Origin of the sequence: Mycobacterium farcinogenes (genome assembly GCF_019739075.1) — a bacterium.
Lineage (GTDB): Bacteria > Actinomycetota > Actinomycetes > Mycobacteriales > Mycobacteriaceae > Mycobacterium > Mycobacterium senegalense.
Map to the genome: position 1 here is coordinate 187,424 of NZ_CP081673.1, position 18,409 is coordinate 205,832.

General features: G+C 64.6%; 14 protein-coding genes. All 14 read right to left on the reverse strand.

Translation table 11 applies throughout. The features are described 5' to 3' along the window. Positions 1 to 161 precede the first annotated feature (161 nt). The 14 genes from K6L26_RS00820 to eccB all read right to left on the reverse strand — a co-directional run bounded on the left by K6L26_RS00820 (position 162) and on the right by eccB (position 18,409). Positions 162 to 1,721 carry a PPE domain-containing protein gene (locus tag K6L26_RS00820; protein ID WP_221852440.1) on the reverse strand — a complete coding sequence of 520 codons (1,560 nt, stop codon included), beginning with the start codon at positions 1,719 to 1,721 and terminating at the stop codon, positions 162 to 164. Between the two features lie 236 nt (positions 1,722 to 1,957). Further along, on the reverse strand, positions 1,958 to 4,378 hold the full coding sequence (locus tag K6L26_RS31580; RefSeq protein WP_245008664.1) for an EspK C-terminal domain-containing protein: 2,421 nt from the start codon (positions 4,376 to 4,378) through the stop codon (positions 1,958 to 1,960). Then, entirely contained in the window at positions 4,375 to 5,343 is a 969-nt protein-coding gene (locus K6L26_RS00830) for an ESX-1 system-associated protein (protein ID WP_221852442.1), read from the reverse strand. The genes K6L26_RS31580 and K6L26_RS00830 overlap by 4 nt, the downstream gene beginning before the upstream one ends. A 223-nt stretch (positions 5,344 to 5,566) precedes the next feature. Next, a complete protein-coding gene (locus tag K6L26_RS00835) occupies positions 5,567 to 6,388 on the reverse strand; it encodes a type VII secretion target (protein WP_064917928.1) in 822 nt (273 codons plus the stop codon). Between the two features lie 391 nt (positions 6,389 to 6,779). After that, the gene (locus tag K6L26_RS00840) at positions 6,780 to 7,118 is read right to left on the reverse strand and encodes a DUF4333 domain-containing protein (RefSeq protein WP_234788558.1); all 339 of its coding nucleotides are present in this window, start codon (positions 7,116 to 7,118) and stop codon (positions 6,780 to 6,782) included. Between the two features lie 218 nt (positions 7,119 to 7,336). Next, positions 7,337 to 8,869 (reverse strand): type VII secretion integral membrane protein EccD, encoded by a 1,533-nt coding sequence (eccD, locus tag K6L26_RS00845; RefSeq protein WP_019346989.1) that lies wholly within the window; start codon positions 8,867 to 8,869, stop codon positions 7,337 to 7,339. Then, positions 8,866 to 10,299, reverse strand: a complete 1,434-nt coding sequence (locus K6L26_RS00850) for a MinD/ParA family ATP-binding protein (protein ID WP_019346988.1) — start codon at positions 10,297 to 10,299, stop codon at positions 8,866 to 8,868. The genes eccD and K6L26_RS00850 overlap by 4 nt, the downstream gene beginning before the upstream one ends. A 130-nt stretch (positions 10,300 to 10,429) precedes the next feature. Next, complete coding sequence (locus K6L26_RS00855; RefSeq protein WP_036390663.1) at positions 10,430 to 10,717, reverse strand: WXG100 family type VII secretion target; 288 nt, start codon at positions 10,715 to 10,717, stop codon at positions 10,430 to 10,432. Between the two features lie 30 nt (positions 10,718 to 10,747). Further along, on the reverse strand, positions 10,748 to 11,050 hold the full coding sequence (locus tag K6L26_RS00860; protein WP_019346986.1) for a WXG100 family type VII secretion target: 303 nt from the start codon (positions 11,048 to 11,050) through the stop codon (positions 10,748 to 10,750). A gap of 92 nt (positions 11,051 to 11,142) precedes the next feature. Beyond that, on the reverse strand, positions 11,143 to 12,471 hold the full coding sequence (locus tag K6L26_RS00865) for a PPE family protein (protein ID WP_064894479.1): 1,329 nt from the start codon (positions 12,469 to 12,471) through the stop codon (positions 11,143 to 11,145). Positions 12,472 to 12,513: 42 nt separating this feature from the next. Continuing rightward, on the reverse strand, positions 12,514 to 12,807 hold the full coding sequence (locus K6L26_RS00870) for a PE domain-containing protein (protein WP_036390665.1): 294 nt from the start codon (positions 12,805 to 12,807) through the stop codon (positions 12,514 to 12,516). Positions 12,808 to 12,987: 180 nt separating this feature from the next. Continuing rightward, a complete protein-coding gene (eccCb, locus tag K6L26_RS00875; RefSeq protein ID WP_036390667.1) occupies positions 12,988 to 14,739 on the reverse strand; it encodes a type VII secretion protein EccCb in 1,752 nt (583 codons plus the stop codon). Positions 14,740 to 14,741: 2 nt separating this feature from the next. Next, positions 14,742 to 16,970, reverse strand: coding sequence for a type VII secretion protein EccCa (eccCa, locus tag K6L26_RS00880; RefSeq protein ID WP_019345868.1), 2,229 nt, complete (start codon positions 16,968 to 16,970; stop codon positions 14,742 to 14,744). Then, positions 16,967 to 18,409 (reverse strand): type VII secretion protein EccB, encoded by a 1,443-nt coding sequence (gene eccB, locus K6L26_RS00885; RefSeq protein ID WP_064894480.1) that lies wholly within the window; start codon positions 18,407 to 18,409, stop codon positions 16,967 to 16,969. Before eccB ends, eccCa begins: the two co-directional genes overlap by 4 nt.

An 18,409-nucleotide genomic window follows, 5' to 3' on the forward strand; every position in this document is an offset into this window, starting at 1 on the left:
CGCCGACCTCAATCTGACACCTTCCGATACAGCCGTCTCGTCCTGGTGGCGTAGCGCGTTGGCTCGTTTGACACGGATTGCCGCAGAAACGGCGTGGTGTACAAGAAAACTCGCCGACGACACAGATCGTGTCGCCGGCGAGCGTATCCATTGCCTTCTATCTACTTGCCGTCCTTGACATCCTTGCGTGCACGGCGACCGATGACCGCCTCGGTATAGGCACGGTCCTCGACGTAAAGGTCCTCGTCCTCCGCAAGATTCGGGTTGCGGCGCTTTTCCTTGCCCTGGCCTTGACCATGTCCGCCGCCCATACCACCCATACCACCGCCCATACCACCGGCACCGGCGCTACCGGGTGCGCCCGCGGGCACGCCACCGCCCCGGGCGGCGGCAGGTGAAGCCCCCACCGAGTCCGCTCCGACAGCAGGGCCGAGTGGGCCGGCGGGCATTCCTCCGCCTCCGCCACCCATGCCGCCGCCACCCCCGCCGGCGCTAGCCGGCTTGAGGCTAGGTTCCCCAAGGCCCGGCACCTCCGGCGTGCCCTCAGGGCCCTTGGGCAGACCGCCGCTCGGCATGCCGCCTGAGGGCGCACCACCGGACGGGGCGCCACCGCTTGGGGCGCCGCCACCGCTGGGAGAACCGCCCGACCCCTGCCCAGCGGACGGATCAGCACCGGCGGGCGACATCGACGGCGTATCCACCGACGGTATCTCCGGCACCTCGGGGGTTGCGCCTCCCGGTGGTGCGCTGGCATTCGGCGCGTTGGTACCTGGTGGATTGACACCTGGTGGCTGATCTCCGGGATTGGTCGACGGCACTCCGCGAATTGACGGAGGCATGCCGGGCCTAATTTCTTTGAAAGCGACGCGATCTGCATATTTCTTCAGCGCCGCCTCCGACCGCTCCTGAAAATACTTATTCAGCGCGCCTTTGCCCAGGGCTTGGCCCACGGATGCCATGGGTGAGAGGCCTATGATGACGTTGACGAGACCGCCCGGATCCATTTTCTCATAGGTTGCGACATCATCCAGTGTGGGATGCTCACTGACAAGATCCCTGTGCGCGGAAATGAAATTTTCCGCCTGTTGGACCATCCGCCCGCACTCCAGGATCATGTCGTGCCACCAGCCACGCAGGAGGTTCATCGCGTTCGTGTACGCATCGGCTGCGGTGCCGTCACCATTCGGCGCATCAAAATCGTTCACGTGCGTGCCGAGCCAGCTGTAGCAGCGGGCCCACTCGGTACTGAAGTCCTTAAGCGCCGACGTACCGTCGCCGTTGTGGATCTTTTTCGCAGACTCTCGCCAATTAGCGAAGCCGCCCGTTTCTGCTGGGGCAGGGTAAGGGACATTCACGGTGGCCGGTGCGGCGTCCATTACCCCGCTTGGAACCACCGTCTCGACCTTGTTCGAAGGCCGGGCGCCGTCGCTATGCATGTGCTTGTCGAATTCTTCCTTCGACTGGCTGACAACCTTGTCGAAAGCATCGGCACCGGCACGTAGGGCTGACGCCATACGCCCCGCCTCGGTGTCAGCAGCCGCAAAAGTCAATTCCAATCTGCTGGAAGACGCCTTGAGTTGGTTTAACGCGGCGGCCGTGATTTCCAACGAGTCCGGTGCCCCCGGGTCGGATACTGGTGATGCTGACGCCGGATTCGCCGTAATTCTCTCGGCCGCCCGTTTCATCTCGTCGGACGACCACCCGACCACCCCTTCTGCCACTGCTATTCATCCTCCCTATGTCGATGCCGCCGACATACGATCGCGGGCACCAGTGACGAAACCAAGATTTCGGCCGAACGGCAGTTTCGTCCAAGCGACCCGCAGCATCGGTTTCTCGCGATAATCATATGGGCAGGCGGCCCGGACGATGTTCACTTCTTTTGCTGCCCGGTTGCTGCGTCAGTGCGGCCCGCAACAACGACGCTGCGACGTCTCATCGGCCATGAGCCGACCGCCTACGTATCGAGCCCGTCGGCGATCAACTGGCCCACGTGCTGCCAGTAAATGAAATCGGTGACGGCTCGGCGTTGAGCGGGGCCGTCCGTTGCCGCGTGTGCCTCATACACTGACCACTCTTGAGCGTGGATTGCATACGCCAAGAATGCCTGCAAGTGCACCTGCCCGCGGTCGGAGGCGCTGCTGCACAGCGGCTCCCACACCGCTTCCCACAACGCCGTCCGACGATCTTCGGGTGGGCTGGTGTCGGCCGATGCCGGCGGGAGGATGTTGATGAGGTCGGCGTCGCTGAACCCTGCCAGCCGCATAGCGATCTGCGGGGCAATTACCTGCAAACGGTCCCGGCCCGGCATCTGGCCCTTCGCCGGGATGTCCTCCGGTGTCAGCACGACCTTGTGGGCACCCGCGTCGGAGTTCGCGAGGTGCTCTTCACCGCCGATCACTGCCCGCAACGTCGTGTCATGATGCTGGGCCCAACGCTGAACAGCCACCATCGGATGGATCGCAAAGGAGGCACGCTCGTTGGGCGGAATCGACTCGTCGGCACTGACCAACTTCACCTGTTCAGGCAACCGCACCTGCGCGGGCAGGTAGGCCAACCCGTAGTTGTTGGCCACCACAATCTGTCCTTGGGCGGTCAACGCAGTGATCCAGTAAAAGTCGTAGTCCTCGACATTAAGCATGTCCGGCGCGTTGAGCGCCGCGGCGATGCGGCGCGCCAGTACGAGCGGATCCGAACTTCGCTTCGCCGCATTCTGTGCGGCGTCGCGTTCGGCACGCGCGGCTGACACCGGAATCGGTGCGACCTGAGCGCCACCGGCAATGTTCGCCGGCGGTGGGACGGCAGGAGGCGGAGCAGCTGCCGGTTGGACCGGTGCAGCGGGAGGCGCGGTAGGTGGCGGGCCTAACGGCATGCCGCCCATACCCATACCGCCGCCCATGGAGCCACCCGGCGCCGGAGCCTGAACCGGAGCAGTTGGGGCTGGTGTGCCTGCCTGCGACACCGGCGCTGCCGCTGCCGTACTGGCTGGTGTCATCGCGTCGCTCGCCGGAACCGCAGGTGATGGAGCCAACGGCGGCGGTGCGCCACCGGATGAGGCGGCGTGCACCGGCGTGCCGGCCGAATCGGCAAAGCCCTGGGAGAACGCTTGCAACGGATCTTTCGGCACGGCGCCGACCGGTGCTTGGCCTGCGGCCTTTGACGGGTCTAGACCGGCGCCAGCCGTACTGGCCGCAGAGGACGCCGGTGATCCGCCCCCGCCACTCGACAGACCGCTCGCGGCGCTGGACAAGGAAGTCGCGCTTGGGGCGCTTGGCGCCGACGAAAGGGAAGGAGACATTGGGCCTGCGGGCGATTGGCGGCCGGGCGTTGACTGGGCCAGATTGGGCAGAACAGACGCGGGTGTGGCATCGCCGGACAATCCGTGGTCATCCAAGTCATTCGCCGCGGTATTCGCCCCTTGGTTCTCACCGCCTGCAGGGCCAGCCGCAGGTGTGGCATCGGCGGAAAACCCATGGTCACCCAAATCATTCGCCCCAGGATTCGCCCCTTGGTTCTCACCGCCTGCAGGGCCAGCCGCAGGTGCAGCATCAGCGGAAAACCCATGGTCACCCAAATCATTCGCCGATGCGTCGGCCCCTTCCTTTTCACCACCCGCGGACCCTCCGTCTTTGGGTTGGTGTTGCCCCGGCGCCCCATTACTCATAAGCGATGCTGACGACGAGTTCGATGAATCCGGTGCTCCTCCACCGGACGATGCCGATCCAGATCCTTCTGTCTCGTTGTCCAGCGGTGCAGCGGCATGGCGCTCCGACGGCGGGGAACCGGTGTCCTCGCTTTTCCCACTCAGACTATCGGCGAGGGTGTCGAGAAACTGCTTGTTAGCGAGGTACGCTTGTTCAGCCATCTTCTTGGCCGCATTTTTGGCTTCTTTTTCGTCCGTCCCGTTTTCATTTTCCCTATTTAAGTAGTCTGTAATTTTATTGAGGGTGAGCCAGGAATAATCGGCGATTGCTTTTTTCGCATTTCGGGTCGTTAGCCACGCATTAGCGCACCATTCAATGGCCGCGTCGAGTTGCTTTTCGACTTCCTGCATCGCTTTACTGTGTTGCTCGGCTTTCGTTGCCGCAGCTGACGCGCCACCCCCCGCCCACACCAACAGTCCGTTGAAAATGGCGGCATGTATAGCGTCCCAACTTGTACGCGCCTGAGTCACCGTCGATTTAATGCCACTTAGCATCTCTTTGCGCTGATCGAACAATGATTCATCGAACTCCGGCCACGCCCCCGGACCCGTCATGAGATCTAAATACTCGTTGCCGCTCGGTTTGGCAATTTGCCCGCCCAGAAAAGCAATAATATCCGTAATATCGTCCAGGATTACTGGACCGACTGGCGCGGGGCGAGCAACCGCACTCATACTGCCGCCTTGCACGCCCAGTAGATAGCAGTGGATACGTGTGTCGCTCCCACGGTCAGATGCGAGTACTTCGGTGTGTATGTAGGTACGGCTTGTATGTACGCTCGCCTATACTGGGCTGCGAATACCGCGAGGTCTTCCCAAACGGCATTTCCACTACCCCGTCCCAATCGCTCCATATCATCAGCATTGGTCTCCATGACCGGGATAGCAGCGTCGATGACTGCTTTCTGCTCGGGCGTCCACTCGCCGGCGGAAATATTCGTGTCAATGGCACGCCACGCCTTTGTGTCTTTATCAAAACGCTCGGCCATAGCTGTCCAGTCAGCGCACGTGCTATTTGGTTTGTTAAGAAATCGCCCTACTTCCCGCAGGCTCTCAGAGGTTAAGGAAGAAATATCAGACGGAGCCGGAGGGGCAGCAATCAGTGGTGCAGTTTCCTGTGCGGCACGGAAATAGATAGCATCACATACTTCGTTTATCGCAGAAAAGAATTTGTTAGTAGCGATCACGATGTATTGATCATCAGATTTGTATTCGGGGATCGCATCGATCACGGCTTGGGCATACGCGATGAACTGACCGTATAGTTCACGCATTACTCGATGCGGTGTCTGCTTGGCAAGATTACCGACCTTGCTGATAGCCGTTGCCCATACAATGCTTTCTTTCTCAAATGCCGTACGCTGTTCCGGGCTCCAATCTTCTGCTGGGACAGAATAATCTTGGTCATTCCATTTAGCTGCATTAGAAGCTGCGGTTACATCGTCCGAAATCTTTCCCCATGCCGCACAAGTGGGGTCTTCCGTGATGATATTCGCCGGCCCGGTGTCGTTAGCGCTCGCAAATTCGGACCCACTATTGGCGGTGTTCTGCTGACCGTTGCCACCGCCTGAATCTGGGCGCAGTACAAGTACGGTGCCGACGATGCTGACAGCGATGACCGCGACCAGCGCGAGACCCACCAGGATCCACTTACCCTTACCGCCGTTGTTGTGAGGCGGCGGAGCTCCCCACGGCTGCTGCGACCACTGCGCGCCCGGCGGGCCATACGGTGGCTGACCGCCCGGAGCTTGCGGTGGTGGCCCGCCCCACTGCGGCCCACCACCCCCGCCGGGTTGCGAACCGTAGGGCCCCTGGGGAGGAAGAGTCATCACCACACCTTCACGTAAACGAACACACTGTTGGTCACAACAAGATTGATGGGTCGGCTGGCGGCCGGCGCGTCGGCTGCGCCGGCGCCGCCTCTACCTTCGGCGCAGTAGGTGCCGACTCCTGCGAAGGCCCAGCCGCCGGAGCCCGCTGCGTACCACCGTCGGGCGCCGCAGCACCTTCGCGTTGCTCATCTTCATCTTTCCGCTCATCGCGCTCATCGCGCTCATCGCGCTCATCGCGCTCATCGCGGTCGTCGCGGTCCTCCCGGTCATTGCCGTCAGCCGCGTCCTCTGCCTTCGGTGCAGGCCCCGGTCCGCCAGGACCACCTGCAGCGCCTTCTGACCCGGCACCGCCTTGGCCGAGCCCGCTACCCATCTGCCCGAGCTGCTGCACACTCTGCATGATCGTCTGCGGGATCTGACCCAATTGTTGAGCCATCTGCATCGGTACCTGGCCCAGCTGTTGAGCCATTTGCATTGGCATCTGCATGAGCTGTCCGAACTGGCCCATCGCATCCATGGCCCCACCGCCGCCGCTCGACGAACCGAATTTCGAGTCAAATTCTGCTAACCGGGCATTGACATCAGCGTGCGCCTGCTGATCGGTCTTTTCATACCTATCAGCGGCCGTACCAATATTGGTTGCCGTCGCACGCGCGTCGCTTCTGGTCGTCGGCATCATGTCCTGCAGCGGCGCCTCCACCTCGTTGGTGCGGCTGGTCAGCGCCTGTGCAAACCGATCTGTGCCCAACGAAGGAAATGCACTCGGCGGGTCCGGGAGTGCATCGGCGGCATCCTTGAACCCCATGGCGCCCACCCGTAGCTCGGCAATGTTGACCCGCAACTCACCGTTCACCACACACCCCCATCAACTAGACGCGAGGAGACCCGGCGGCCCGCCCATCCGGCGGCGTCGAGGCCCGGAACGAGACGACGCGGTTACGGCGCCGAACAACACTCCAGCCACGAGCGTTGACAGTCCCCTCTACCAGTGGTTGAGCAAAATGCTACCCGAGGTGTGGGCGTGCCGAACGCACAAGTTCTAGGTGCTCAGCATGGACGCGCACGACTCATCATTTGTCAATTCACTGGTCAGACCGTTTACGGCTGCTTAGAAATCGGCACGCAGCGTCCATTTGCAGCCACCGGCTAGAGAATCGCCATTGTGAACCAGCCTGTCGGATTCTCACGACGTCCCAACAGTAGGGAAATCCGGCAACCGCCGCGCAGAATCGATACCCAAGCCGCTACCCCAAAGGCTCGTCATCGACCTTGGCGCCAAACTTGACCTCGCCTCCCTCAACTGAGTTGGCCGTGACAGTCACGCCGTACTTGGTGCCGCCGGCGGTCAACACGCAGCGCTGTGTGGCCCCTACTTTTGCGGGGAGATCGTCCTCGCACACGACTGAATCCGCCTTCGACCCCACCTGTGCCTCAAGCTTCTGCTTGACGACCTCTGCCAACTTGGCCTTGTCAACCCCGGACGTATTGCTGAACTTCACATTTGCCGAGCAAGCCCCGAGCAATCCCACCGCAACAACTACTGCCGCGCTCACACCCATGCGCACATTTGACGCCATTTTCATTGGAAATCTCCCCTGTGGTTCCACCAAAAGTGTTGCGGCGCTCGGATTTCGTCGGTTGCGCTTAGCGTGCTTCGCTCGTTCGCTAGCCTAAGCCGCACGCACAGGGTGCAAATGCACTATTTCCCCGTAGTGTCCCGATTAACGCGACCGAGGCTGATACCACCTTTGGAAAGGCGGCATCAGCCTCGGTCAACGCACAAACGCACGGGCCGTAAACCTCAGTGCAAACGCAGGTTCCGCAGCAGGTCGTACACGCCGGCGATCCACAGCAGCAGCGGAATCACCGCAGCGATGGCAGCACCGTCGGTCAGCTCCAGGATCCGCTTGGTCACCGGCGATACCCGGCGCACACCATCTGTGGCGCCCACCGCGATCACTGCAACGAGACCCACCGCCGTGTAGATCGCCAGGACCAGCCACGCGCTGCCCGGATTCCACAGGCACAGCCGCACCATGACACCTGTCGGCACGGCGATGGCCGCTGCGAGCAAGGACCAGGAGCACCACCGCTCGGCGTACAGCCGCGATCGGAAGCCGCAGATCACCGCGACCAGCGCCGCCACGATCATGCTGTGCACGAAGAAGTGGCCTTGCACCACAACCGCGATAGCCCCCACGGCCAACACCAACGAACCGGCCGACAGGAAACCGATCAGCAGCTGGCGGGTCAGCAAGCTGCGCTCTTGCAGTCGTGCAGCCGATTCGGGCACCGAAGCGATGATGGCTTTCCACGTGGGTGAGGCCTCGTCGACCTCGTCCGGCGTGATCACTGGGTCGAGCAGCTCGTCGTTGGACACCGACTCACCGGGCGCCGGGATCGGCGGCAGGGCGATACGGGCAACTGCGACAGTGAGTTTGGCGGCGTTGGTCACCACGATCAATCCGAACGCGATGGCGCCGGCCGGCACCCAGGTGGCCCCGCCGTACCCGACCGTGATCGCCGCGCCGGTGATCGCGATCGCCAGCACCGCGATAAACGAAGCCACGTCAGCCCGTCGCCGCGGCCCGCCACGCGTTGCCAATGTCAGCAACAGCACCACCGCCCCGGCACCGGCAAGTTGCGGTGCACCAAGGGAATCCGCGTCGTAGGGCAACGGCACGGCCAATGCGGCGGCACCACCCAGCACGATCGTCGCGGCCATCAGCAGGCTCTCGGACAGGTCCAGGTTGTCGTAGCGGCTCTGCGCGGCGTAACTGCCGCCCAGTAGACCCAGGCCGAACAACCCGAGCGCCAGCGCCCACCACCAGCCCTGGCCGGCACCGCTCCACGAGATAAGTGACATGACCGTGATGGCCGTCGCCACCACCGGGATGGCCACGCCGACAAAGCGATTCAGAGCGGTCCGGTCGAAGATCGGTGATTCGTCGAGCACGGCGATCGCGTCGATCACGTCCTCGACCAGCGGGCGGTACCGCTCGGTGCGGCTCACCGACACCAGGGTCAGCAACGAACCATCGACCACCCCGGCGTCATCCAGAGATTCGTCGGCCTTCAGCGGCGGGGCACCCGGGCGGGCGAACGCCCACATGCCTTGTTCGGCGAAGTCGAACCCGGCGAGGATGTCCTTCGGGGTGTCCTCGAGCAATTCGCCCAGAACACTCACGGTTTCATCGATGTAGGTCTCGATGGGTGCGGTGGCCGGCAACACCAGATCGGTCATCCGTTTGCCGGTCAGGATCGTGACCCTGGTGGTGGACGGCCTGCTGGGCGTCGTGGTCGAGGTGCCTGCTGCGGCTGCGGTTGCGGTCAACGCCGTTCAAGCCTGTCGAAATCGTCGGACAGGGCGGCGGCCAACTCGGTGATGCGGCGCTGGAACGTGTCGCCGAGCAGGTCGAGCTGAATCTCAGTGCCGGCCGCGATGTGCTTGTCGTACGGCAGCACGATGACCCGGCCCGGAGGCACGTGACGCTCGAACTGCTGCACCAGGTCCTCGATGTCGACGTTGGGCTTGCCCGGTGTGACGTGGTTGATGACAACGCAGGACCGGCCGAGCAGATCCTGATAGCCGTTCTGGCGCAGCCAGTCCATCGTGATGGCGGCCTGCCGCGCCCCGTCGATCGAGGCGCTCGCCACGATCACCATGCCGGACACGGTGGAAAGCACACCGCGGGAAGCCTTCTGGAACAGGCCGGCGCCGCAGTCGGCGAGCACGAGGTTGTAGTAGCGCGACACCACCGCGGTGGCGCCCTTCCAATCCTCGTCGTTGAACTCACGCTGGGCCCCGCTGTAGTCCTCCGAGGACAGCACCTCGAGGTTGGAGCCGTTCATGCTCGTGTAGGCGCGAATGTCGTTGTAGCGCGACAGTTCCTGGTCGGCCAGTAGATCGGAGATGGTGGCCGCGGACTGTCGCCCGGCCCGGTCGGCCAGGTTTCCGCCGTCCGGGTCGGCGTCGATCGCCAGGATGCGGTCACCACGGACCTTGGCCATCGCCGATCCGAGCGCAACGGTGACGGCGGTCTTGCCGACGCCGCCCTTCAGCCCGAACACGCCGATCTGGTAGGAGTCGCGGGCGTTGCGTCGAATCCGGCTGTGCAGTTCGAGTTCGTAGATCTCGTCGGGCGACAGGCCGAGATTGATCCGCGTGGTGAGGTAGAGCCAGTGGCGCCATCCGCGCTGGGACGGCATCTTCACGCCGGTCTTCACGCCGACGTGCGAGAGCGCGTCGATCGCACGGTGATTGCCCATCGAGGCCGCCGAAGTGGGGCCGGGCGCAGCGGGAGTCGGGATCGCCTGCCCTGCCCGCCACTGGCCACTGACCTCGGGGTCGATGTCGGCGAACTGCGACGGCGCCGGGCCGGGCGCGACGCGCGGGGCCGGCCCTGGCAGAGTGCGGGCCTGCTCGTGACGGGCGCCCTGGCCGAACTGCTGTTGCTGCGGTGCGCGAAGCATCGAGTTCTGCGGCCACTGCGGCGCGGTGGCCGGCGGCTGCGGCATCGGCGCCGGCATCTGCGGTGTGGTCTCCGCATGCCGCGGCTGCGCGGCAGCCTGAGTCTGGGTGGATGCCGTGGGGGCCACAGGGACATCCGTGGAACTGGTGTCCCCGGCCTGGACCGGCGGCGGTGGCGGCGGCGCGGCAGCGGCGGCCTTCAGAATGGCATCTCTGTCCACGATGGCGGTGGCGTCGTCGACCGGTTTGCCCGGTTCAGACGAGTGGAAGAGCCGGTCATAGTCGGCCGACATGGGGACCCCTCAGATAGTCAAATACAGATGGTTAGATCTTTACACCCAAGCACAAGTGGTGGGCGGGTTCGGCTATCACCAGATAGTCCGAGTACCCGCCCACCAGAAGCATGCTTGTTACCGAGCAGTGTCAGGCAAACATTCCCGTGACGCCGGCCTCGGTCTGGGACATGGTCTGCCCCGCCTCGCTGATGGTCTGGGCCAGGTTCTGCAGCGCAGAGTTCAGCTCGTTGGCCGTGTTGTCCCAGCGGGTCTGAACGGCCTGGTAGGCCTCCGAACCCGAGCCGCCCCACGCCGAAGCGAGCGAGGCGAGCGAGCCCTTGCCCTCGTCCAGCAGACCGGCGGTGGTGCTGACGGCACCCTGGATCTCACCGGCTCCGCCTTCGATACCGGCGAAATTCCAAACCTGTTCTGTCATGTCTTGTCTCCGTTCTCGAGGTCAGCTAGGTCAGATGTTCATCGACGAGGCCAGGTTGCCGGCCTGATCGTCGTCGGTGCTCGTGTACTGGGTACCCGAGGTGTGGATGTTGGTCGAGATCTCGTTCAGCTCCTGGATCTGCTTGTCAGCAGCCTCCTGGAACCGGAGCAGCGCGGCCTGTGCGGCCTGGCCGGCCTGGCCCTGCATCTGCGTCGCCAGAGCGCCGCCGGTCGACTCGACCTGGGCGATGACGCCCTTGAGCTCACCCGAGATGCGCTCGAAATTAGCAGCCTCCTTGGCGAGGACGGCGGCATCTGTATTCATCTGTGCCATGTTGGATTTCCCCTTATTTTCCCTTTGTCCTCACCAGTGATGATTGGCGAGTCCTCCGGCCGGGTGGCCGGAAAGTTCTTGTGGTGGACGACTTACCAGTCGTCGTCTTCTTCTATTGATTGGTCGTAGGTGAGCGCTGTCGGTGACACCAGGCCATCCTTGGTGCCGCCGCTCTGCTCTTCCTTGTTCTTGGCGGCGTGCACCGGTGCCCCGCCGCCTCCGCCGGCGCCGCTACCGACCGGCGCCATCGGACCTGCCGCGCCCGCGGCCCCACCGAATGCGCCCGGCTTGGCCTCTCCGCTGATGCCCAACATGCTGGACAACAGCGCCGTGCGCGGCGGAGAACCGAGCGCACCCGGCAACGATGCCGCGCGCACCAGGCCGGCTCCCGAACTCGGACCGGTGCCACCGGCCAGCGGATGGTTCGAGAACGGCATCGCTCCCATCAGCCCGGACTGCATGCCCTGCTGACTGCCGCCCATGCTGGTGAACTGACTCACCATCTGGGTGACCTGCTGCAGGGGCTGGGTGAAGGTCTGCATCTGGGACTGGAGCATCGACGGGATCTGTCCCGCCAACTGCCCGGCCTGCTGCCCCATCTGCATGACCATCTGCATGCCCTGCTGCATCGGGTTCTTCTCGGACGAATCCTTGTCCTGCTTCGCGGCGTTCTCGCCCTTGTCCGCCGCGCCCGCCGCCCGCTGCTCGGCGTGGTTGGCCTGAGCGGCGGCATTGCCGGTGGCCAATTTGATCGACGAGAGCGTGGAGAGGGCGCTGATCCCTTCGATCGTCATATTGCGGGCCACACCCATTGCCGTCCGAGGAGCCGTCGACGCGAGCGCCGCCGCCGCGGTCGTCTCACCGATGCCGGGCAGAACGATCGGCGTCATCGGCATGATCGGCTCGAACAGCAGGTTGACGGTCGTCTCGGCGTGGTAGGCCTCCATCGCCCCGGCCGCCTGGTTCCACATCCGGACGAAGTAGTCGATCTCATTGAGCCCGATCGGCATCGTGTTGATGCCGAGGAAGTTGGTGGCTTCCAGGACCGCGTGAGTGACGTGGTTCTGCTCGATCTCCGGAATCGGCGGGGTGGTCGCCAGAGCCAGGCTGTACGAACTCGCCTGGGCGCCGGCTTGCAGGGCCCGCTTCTGGGCCTGCAACGCCATGGTGCGCAACCACATGATCATCGGCATGGTGGCAGCCACGGCACGCTCACTGGCCGTGCCGCTCCACACCGCGGTCAGGTTGCTCAGCGCACCGGCCAATTCGTCAGCCTGGGTTTCGAGCAGGATCGCCAGACCCTCCCAACCCGTCGCCGCCTGGAGCATCGGTGCCGGACCGGCACCGACCATCAAGCGGGCGGTGTTGATCTCTGGAGGCAACGCGAACCAGGTCGGTGGAACGGGTGGTGCCGCAACCATGACTCGATGACCCTATCTGAAGACGAATTTGCCTACGGCGTGCTAGAGCGTGGTGGCCTGGGCCGCGTCGACCGCGTTGTAGATGCCCGCGATCTCCTGGTACGCCGCACCCGCCCGGGTCAGCTCCTCCTGGGCGAACGAGTTCGCCGCAAGAGCCTCGACACCCTCGCTGGCGAACGCCATGGCCGCCATTGCCGACACCTCGTCAGCGCCGGCCGGAACCAGCGCGGTGACGGCTGCAGCAGCGGTGGTGCCGCCGGCCAGACCACGGGCCGCGTTTGCGATGACCTGTGCCGCAACACCTTCGGCGCCCGGGTTGTGCATCATTGGTTGCATTTGCTTGCTCCCCTGTTTCGATTGCAAATAACCAGGGACAAGCACTCAAAGCCGACGTGGCATGAAGTTTGCCAAGTCGCCAAGGAACCTGTCCCCCGATCCCTTTGCTGGCGGGCCGCCGCCAGCGTTGCTGAGTGCGTTGGATAAATACTAACTGGCGTTCTGGGGTGCTGAGAACACTTATTCCGCGGGTGGGTCCACATAGGCAGCCTGGATGACTTCCTTGCCGTCGGGGCCGACCATAAATGCCTGGCCAGGCGGCCTTTTCTTGACGATGATCTCCCGCGACGGAAAGTCGTTCTTCTCGCCGGAGAGGAACAGAGTCGGCGAACCGGCGCCGTAGGCGGCGCCGACGAACTTATCCATGGTCGCCCGGTGCGCCAGGCTCATCTGGCACGCCACGATGAGGTGCAGGCCGATGTCGGCCGCAGCGGGCAGCAGCGGACTCAGCGGTGCCATCGGCGACATCATGCCGGCGGCGGCGGTGATCATGTGCCAGTCGTCGACCAGCAGCACGATGTCCGGACCGGTCCACCAGGACCGCGCCCGCAGTTGCGCGGTGGTGAGGTCCGGCGGCGGCAACCGCTTCTTGAGGTTGACGGCCAGTGCCTTGATCGACTCCTCCAGCGAAGCGCTGTTGCGGTTGATCGCCCCGGCGGCCAGCAGATGCGACTCGGGCACCGCGTCGAGCAGGCCCGACCGGTAGTCGGCCAGCATGAACCTGACCTGGTCGGGGCTGTTGCGACTGCAGATCGCCTTGGCGACCGCGTGCGCGATCGTGGTCTTGCCCGACTTGGGAGCACCGAAGATCAACAGGTGCGGCGTCAGGTTCATCTGGTTGTAGGCCACCGTGAGGTCCGACTCGCGCACGCCCAGCGGCACCTGCCAGCGGGTCCGGTAATCGGCGTCGGGTCCCGGCGGATTCGGGTCGAGCTGATGCAGGTAGATCCGCTCCGGAAGCACCCGCACCTGCGGCGCCTGTTCGGTGTGACGCGCGGCCACCTGCTGCACGCCCGCCGAGATGGCGTCGACGATGTTGGCGGCACTGTGCACGCCGTCCAACCGGGGCACCCCGATCATCAGGTGGTGCTTCTCGAGAGAGACGGCCCGGCCCGGGCGGTTGGCCGGGATGTCGCGGGTGATCCGGTCGATCTGGGTCTCGTTCACGTCACCGAGACGGAACTCCACCTTGGTGCCCAGGTAGTCGCGCACACGTGACTTGAGCTCGGTCCAGCGCGGCGTGGAGATGATGACGTGCACGCCGTACGCCAAACCCTGACCGGCGAGATCCTGCACGGCCGGCTCGAGATCGGGGAACTCGGCCACGAACGCCGGCCAGCCGTCGATCACCAGGAACACGTCACCGAACGGGTCCTGGGCGGCCGGGTTGTTCGGATCCTCCCGCATCTCGCGGTACGACGCGATCGAACCGACGCGGTACTGCTTGAACACCTGCTCGCGGGCCCTCAGCACCGCTTTGACCTCAGCCACCACCCGATTGACCCGGTCGGGTTCGGCACGGGTGGCGACGCCACCCACATGCGGCAGATCCTCCATGTACATCAAGCCACCGCCGCCGAGGTCGATGCAGTAGAACTGCACCTGCCGCGGCGTGTGAGTGGCCGCGGCCGACAGCATCAGCGTCTGCAGGAACGTCGACTTCCCGGTCTGCGGGGCTCCGCCGATCGCGATGTTGCCGCCGGCCGCCGAGACGTCGACGCCCCAGATGTCCTGCCGGTGCCGACGCGGCTCGTCCATGATTCCCAGCGCGAAACGCAGCGGCGCGCGCTGGTAATCGCGCTCGATCAGCTCGTTGACGGGGGTCGGCTCGGTCAGCGGCGGCAGCCACATCTTGTAGGCGCGGCTCTCCCCGGTGCCCAGCTGCTCGAGGACGACCTCGCGCAACACCCTGGGTTCGGCGTCAGTACTCATGGCTAGCTCACCGCCGTATCAAAAATCGGGGTCGTCGTGAACTGGTGGATGCGTACCCGGGCCTGTCGCTTCTCCCGCGGCCTGGACTCGCCGTCCCCGGAGTCCTCCACCTCGGGCACATAGTTGGCGCCGGTGTAGAGAGTGCTGAACTTCACCGGGTCCTCCATGCCCACCCGCAGGAACCCGACACCACTCTCTTTGTTGGTGATGTACTGTGCCTCGGGCGTGCCGATCACCGCCTTGGACTCAGCAGAGCTGGTGGTACGCAATGCGATTCGATACGTCAGGTTGGGCTCGAGCTTGTCGATGCGAACACCGCCGGTGTTCAGCGACTGGGTGGCCAGCAGCAGGTGCACACGTAGCGAGCGACCCACACGGCAGATCCGGTCGAACAATCCGATGAAGTCCGGGTGGTTCTGCAGCAGCTCGGCGAACTCGTCGACCACCACGAACAGCGTCGGCAACGGCGGAAGGTCCGCACCACGCTCGCGGTGCTTCTCGTACTCGGCCACACCCGAAAGTGCACCCGCGGCACCGACCTGCATACCGGCCTGACGCAGGATCTGCTGACGACGGTCCAGCTCACCGGTGAGCACCTCGCCCATACGGCCGACGAGCTCGGCTTCCTCTTCCATGTTGGTGACGACGGCCGCGGTGTGCGGCAGCTTCTCCATACCCAGGAAGGTCGAACCGCCCTTGAAGTCGGTGAGCAACAGGTTGATCTGATCGGGGTGGTGGGTGGCCACCAGCGACAAGATCAAAGTGCGCAGGAACTCCGACTTACCGGAACCGGTGGTTCCGATGAGCATGCCGTGCGGGCCGGCACCGAACTCGGCGCCTTCCTTGATGTCGAGCTTCATCACCTCGCCGGTCTTGAGCTCGTGGCCGAACGGGATCTTGAGCCGGTCCCGGTCGGTGTCGGTGAACATCCGCCAGCGCGCGGGGGTCACCTCTTCCACCGACTTGGCACCCACCAGGTGGTGCCATTCCTTCGAGACCTTCTTCTGCACGCGGACGTTCTTGTCGATGATCGTGCCGGTGATCGACCAGCCGGCCAGCTTGCGGGCCACCCGGCCCGCCTGCGCCGGGGTCATCCGGTCGACCACCCGCGTCACCTCGCGGTAGTTCTGGTTGGGCAGCTTGTCGTCGGCGGTCCCGTCCGAGTCGACCCGCAGCCGGTAGGCCGACCCGCGGTGGTTACCCAGCGTGAGCACGGTGACGCCGGCCCGGCCGTCGACCGGGAAACCGGCCTTGCCGCCGGTCAGATCCACCACGATCACGTACGGGCCCCCGGGCGCCGAGTCCGCGCTGTGCGGACCGCGCGCGGTGAGGTCACTCAGGCCGTCGGGCCGGGTGTAGACCAGCCGGGTGGACCCGGCCGCGTCGGTGTCGGTCTGGTGCTGGACGTGCGGCAACCACTTGAGCCACGACCAGTTCGGATCCTCCGGGTTGTCGGTGAGCACCCGGATCTGCAACAGGTCTGGCGGATGGAACACCGCCAGGTGACAGATCATCGCGGTCAGCAGCCCCGCGGCACCCTCGATATCGCCGCCTACGGCGATGGTCGGAAACGTCCGCAGCTGAACAAGTTTCGGGCAATCCTGGATCAGGCCGTGGGTGCGCAGGAACTTGGTCACCCACATGTGGCTGACCGGCTCCAGGTGCGGCTGCGGGGCGCCCTGCGGTCCGGCGAGCTCGCCACTGGTGTTCGGCTTGAGCAGCCGGTCGACCGCGATCTCGGCACCGATGCCGATCCGGGTGGCGGCGTAGAAATCCGAATTGGCCTGACGCGACCATTGCCGGTGCGTACCGATGATCGACAGCAGATCGTCGGGATGCGGTGCGTGGTAACCGAAGAACGACACCTGAGCCGACGCCGACGAGGTCACCCGGGTACGCAGGCCGGCCAGGTACCGCAGGTATTCCTTACGGTCGGCGTTGATCTCGGGGACTTTCTTGCCACCTTGGCCGCCACCGGACATGAAACCGACCGTGCCCATGATCATCATCAGCGGCATCATCAGCATGTACGGGGACAGCTGACGCACGCCCGTGAAGATCATGATCGCGATCATGCCGAGCATGCAGCCGCCCATGACCCAGGGCATGGCCTTCTGCATGCCCGAGGGCGGGATCTCGATCCCGAGGTCATCCGGTGCGGCGACGTTGATCTCACCCGGTGTCAGCCGCGGCCCCCGCTTGATGGTCGGGGTGAACTTCTTTGTCGTCATGAGCCTTGCTTGCTTTCGACTTTGCGCGGATGTGGGTCGGCGGGCAGCGTGTCGTGCTCGAGCAACGCCGCATCCTTCGACAACACCGGGCCCTCCACCAGCAGCCCGACGACTTGCCACGGCGCGTTCACCGAACCGGACAAGCCCAGATTCTTCGCGGCATCGTCATTGGAAATGCCGTACCGCACCCCCTGCGGGTCGATGTAATACAGGCTCTCGCCCACCCGGGGATCCGGCGACTGCAGCCGCACGAACTGGCCGCCTTCGATGTACACCGTTGCGTCACCGCCGATCTGGTCGATCCCGGTACCGACCGCCGACGACGGGATCGGCAGGCGACGACCCGCGATGACGGTGGTCTTCGGTGCCTGATCACCCGGCTCGCGCTGCCAGGCCCAGCACAGCACCGGTGAGTCCTGACGCAGCAGCACCTCGAGCGGCTTGTCGGGCAGCGGCGAGGTGTACACCTGCTCCGCGATCTTGGCCACCACACTGGCCTCGACAGACGGGGGCTGCAGCAGCCCATAGGAATTGGTGGCCCGCAAGGCCGCAGCCGTGGTGGGGTTCACCCGGGCCACCCCGTCCGGCAGCACGACATAGTGCTGCGGGTCGGATTCGGTGGCCGTCTGGAACACCGACCCGATCACCAGATTCTCCGGCAGCCCAACGGTATTGGGCGCACCGGCGGCCGGGATGGCCGGCAGCTGCCACGGCCCCATGTTGGCCAGCGCATTGAACAGCCCCTCGGAGACCGGGGTGGCCTTGGCCGTGACCGGGATGCCGACCGCCGAGCTCACCGCCCGGTCTCCCAGGTCGATGCTGTGCCGGCCGTCGGCGGTGACCAGCCAGTTACCGCCCTCGAAGGACACCAGCATGCCCTGGTTGGGACGCATCGGGCCGACCGCGAGATCCGTTGCCAGTGAACGGATCAGGATCGAGGTTTCCACCTTGGGTGCCGAGCTGTCCGGCTTGGCCACGGTGTCGCACAGCGTCCAGCGCGACGCGGGCGTACCCGTCGGCGTGGCATACGGCGCACCGGGAATGCCGATCGGCTGCCCCTTGGGCAACCGATTGAGCTCCTCGGATTTCACCGCCGAAGGCGTGCCCGAATTCCCCAGGGCCAACCGGGCCGAGGTCAGGTTGTACACCGGCCGCAGCAGGTTACTGCCCGGCAGCATCACGTAGAGCTGATTGGTGGTGCGGTCCACCAACAGCTGGTCGCTGCCCTGCTTGCCCAGCGGTTTGAAGTAGGCCATCAGGGCCGCACCGAGGCAGATCAGCACCGAGACCACGACGCCGGCGAACACCGCACGGCTGTAGAACTGCAGCGGATCATCGAACATCCGGGTATCCCGGCGCACGATGGCGTGCTCGACGCGCCGCAGCAGGAAACGCCAGCCGCTGACCTGGACCTTGGTGGTGAGCCGAAAACCTGCCAT

Excerpts from the sequence above, each read along its gene's own strand:
- K6L26_RS00870 (WP_036390665.1), bottom strand. The coding sequence starts at position 12,807 with ATGCAACCAATGATGCACAACCCGGGCGCCGAAGGTGTTGCGGCACAG.
- K6L26_RS00840 (WP_234788558.1), bottom strand. The coding sequence starts at position 7,118 with ATGAAAATGGCGTCAAATGTGCGCATGGGTGTGAGCGCGGCAGTAGTT.
- K6L26_RS00860 (WP_019346986.1), bottom strand. The coding sequence starts at position 11,050 with ATGGCACAGATGAATACAGATGCCGCCGTCCTCGCCAAGGAGGCTGCT.
- eccCa (WP_019345868.1), bottom strand. The coding sequence starts at position 16,970 with ATGACGACAAAGAAGTTCACCCCGACCATCAAGCGGGGGCCGCGGCTG.
- K6L26_RS00855 (WP_036390663.1), bottom strand. The coding sequence starts at position 10,717 with ATGACAGAACAGGTTTGGAATTTCGCCGGTATCGAAGGCGGAGCCGGT.
- eccB (WP_064894480.1), bottom strand. The coding sequence starts at position 18,409 with ATGGCAGGTTTTCGGCTCACCACCAAGGTCCAGGTCAGCGGCTGGCGT.
- K6L26_RS00865 (WP_064894479.1), bottom strand. The coding sequence starts at position 12,471 with ATGGTTGCGGCACCACCCGTTCCACCGACCTGGTTCGCGTTGCCTCCA.
- K6L26_RS00850 (WP_019346988.1), bottom strand. The coding sequence starts at position 10,299 with ATGTCGGCCGACTATGACCGGCTCTTCCACTCGTCTGAACCGGGCAAA.
- K6L26_RS31580 (WP_245008664.1), bottom strand. The coding sequence starts at position 4,378 with ATGAGTGCGGTTGCTCGCCCCGCGCCAGTCGGTCCAGTAATCCTGGAC.
- eccCb (WP_036390667.1), bottom strand. The coding sequence starts at position 14,739 with ATGAGTACTGACGCCGAACCCAGGGTGTTGCGCGAGGTCGTCCTCGAG.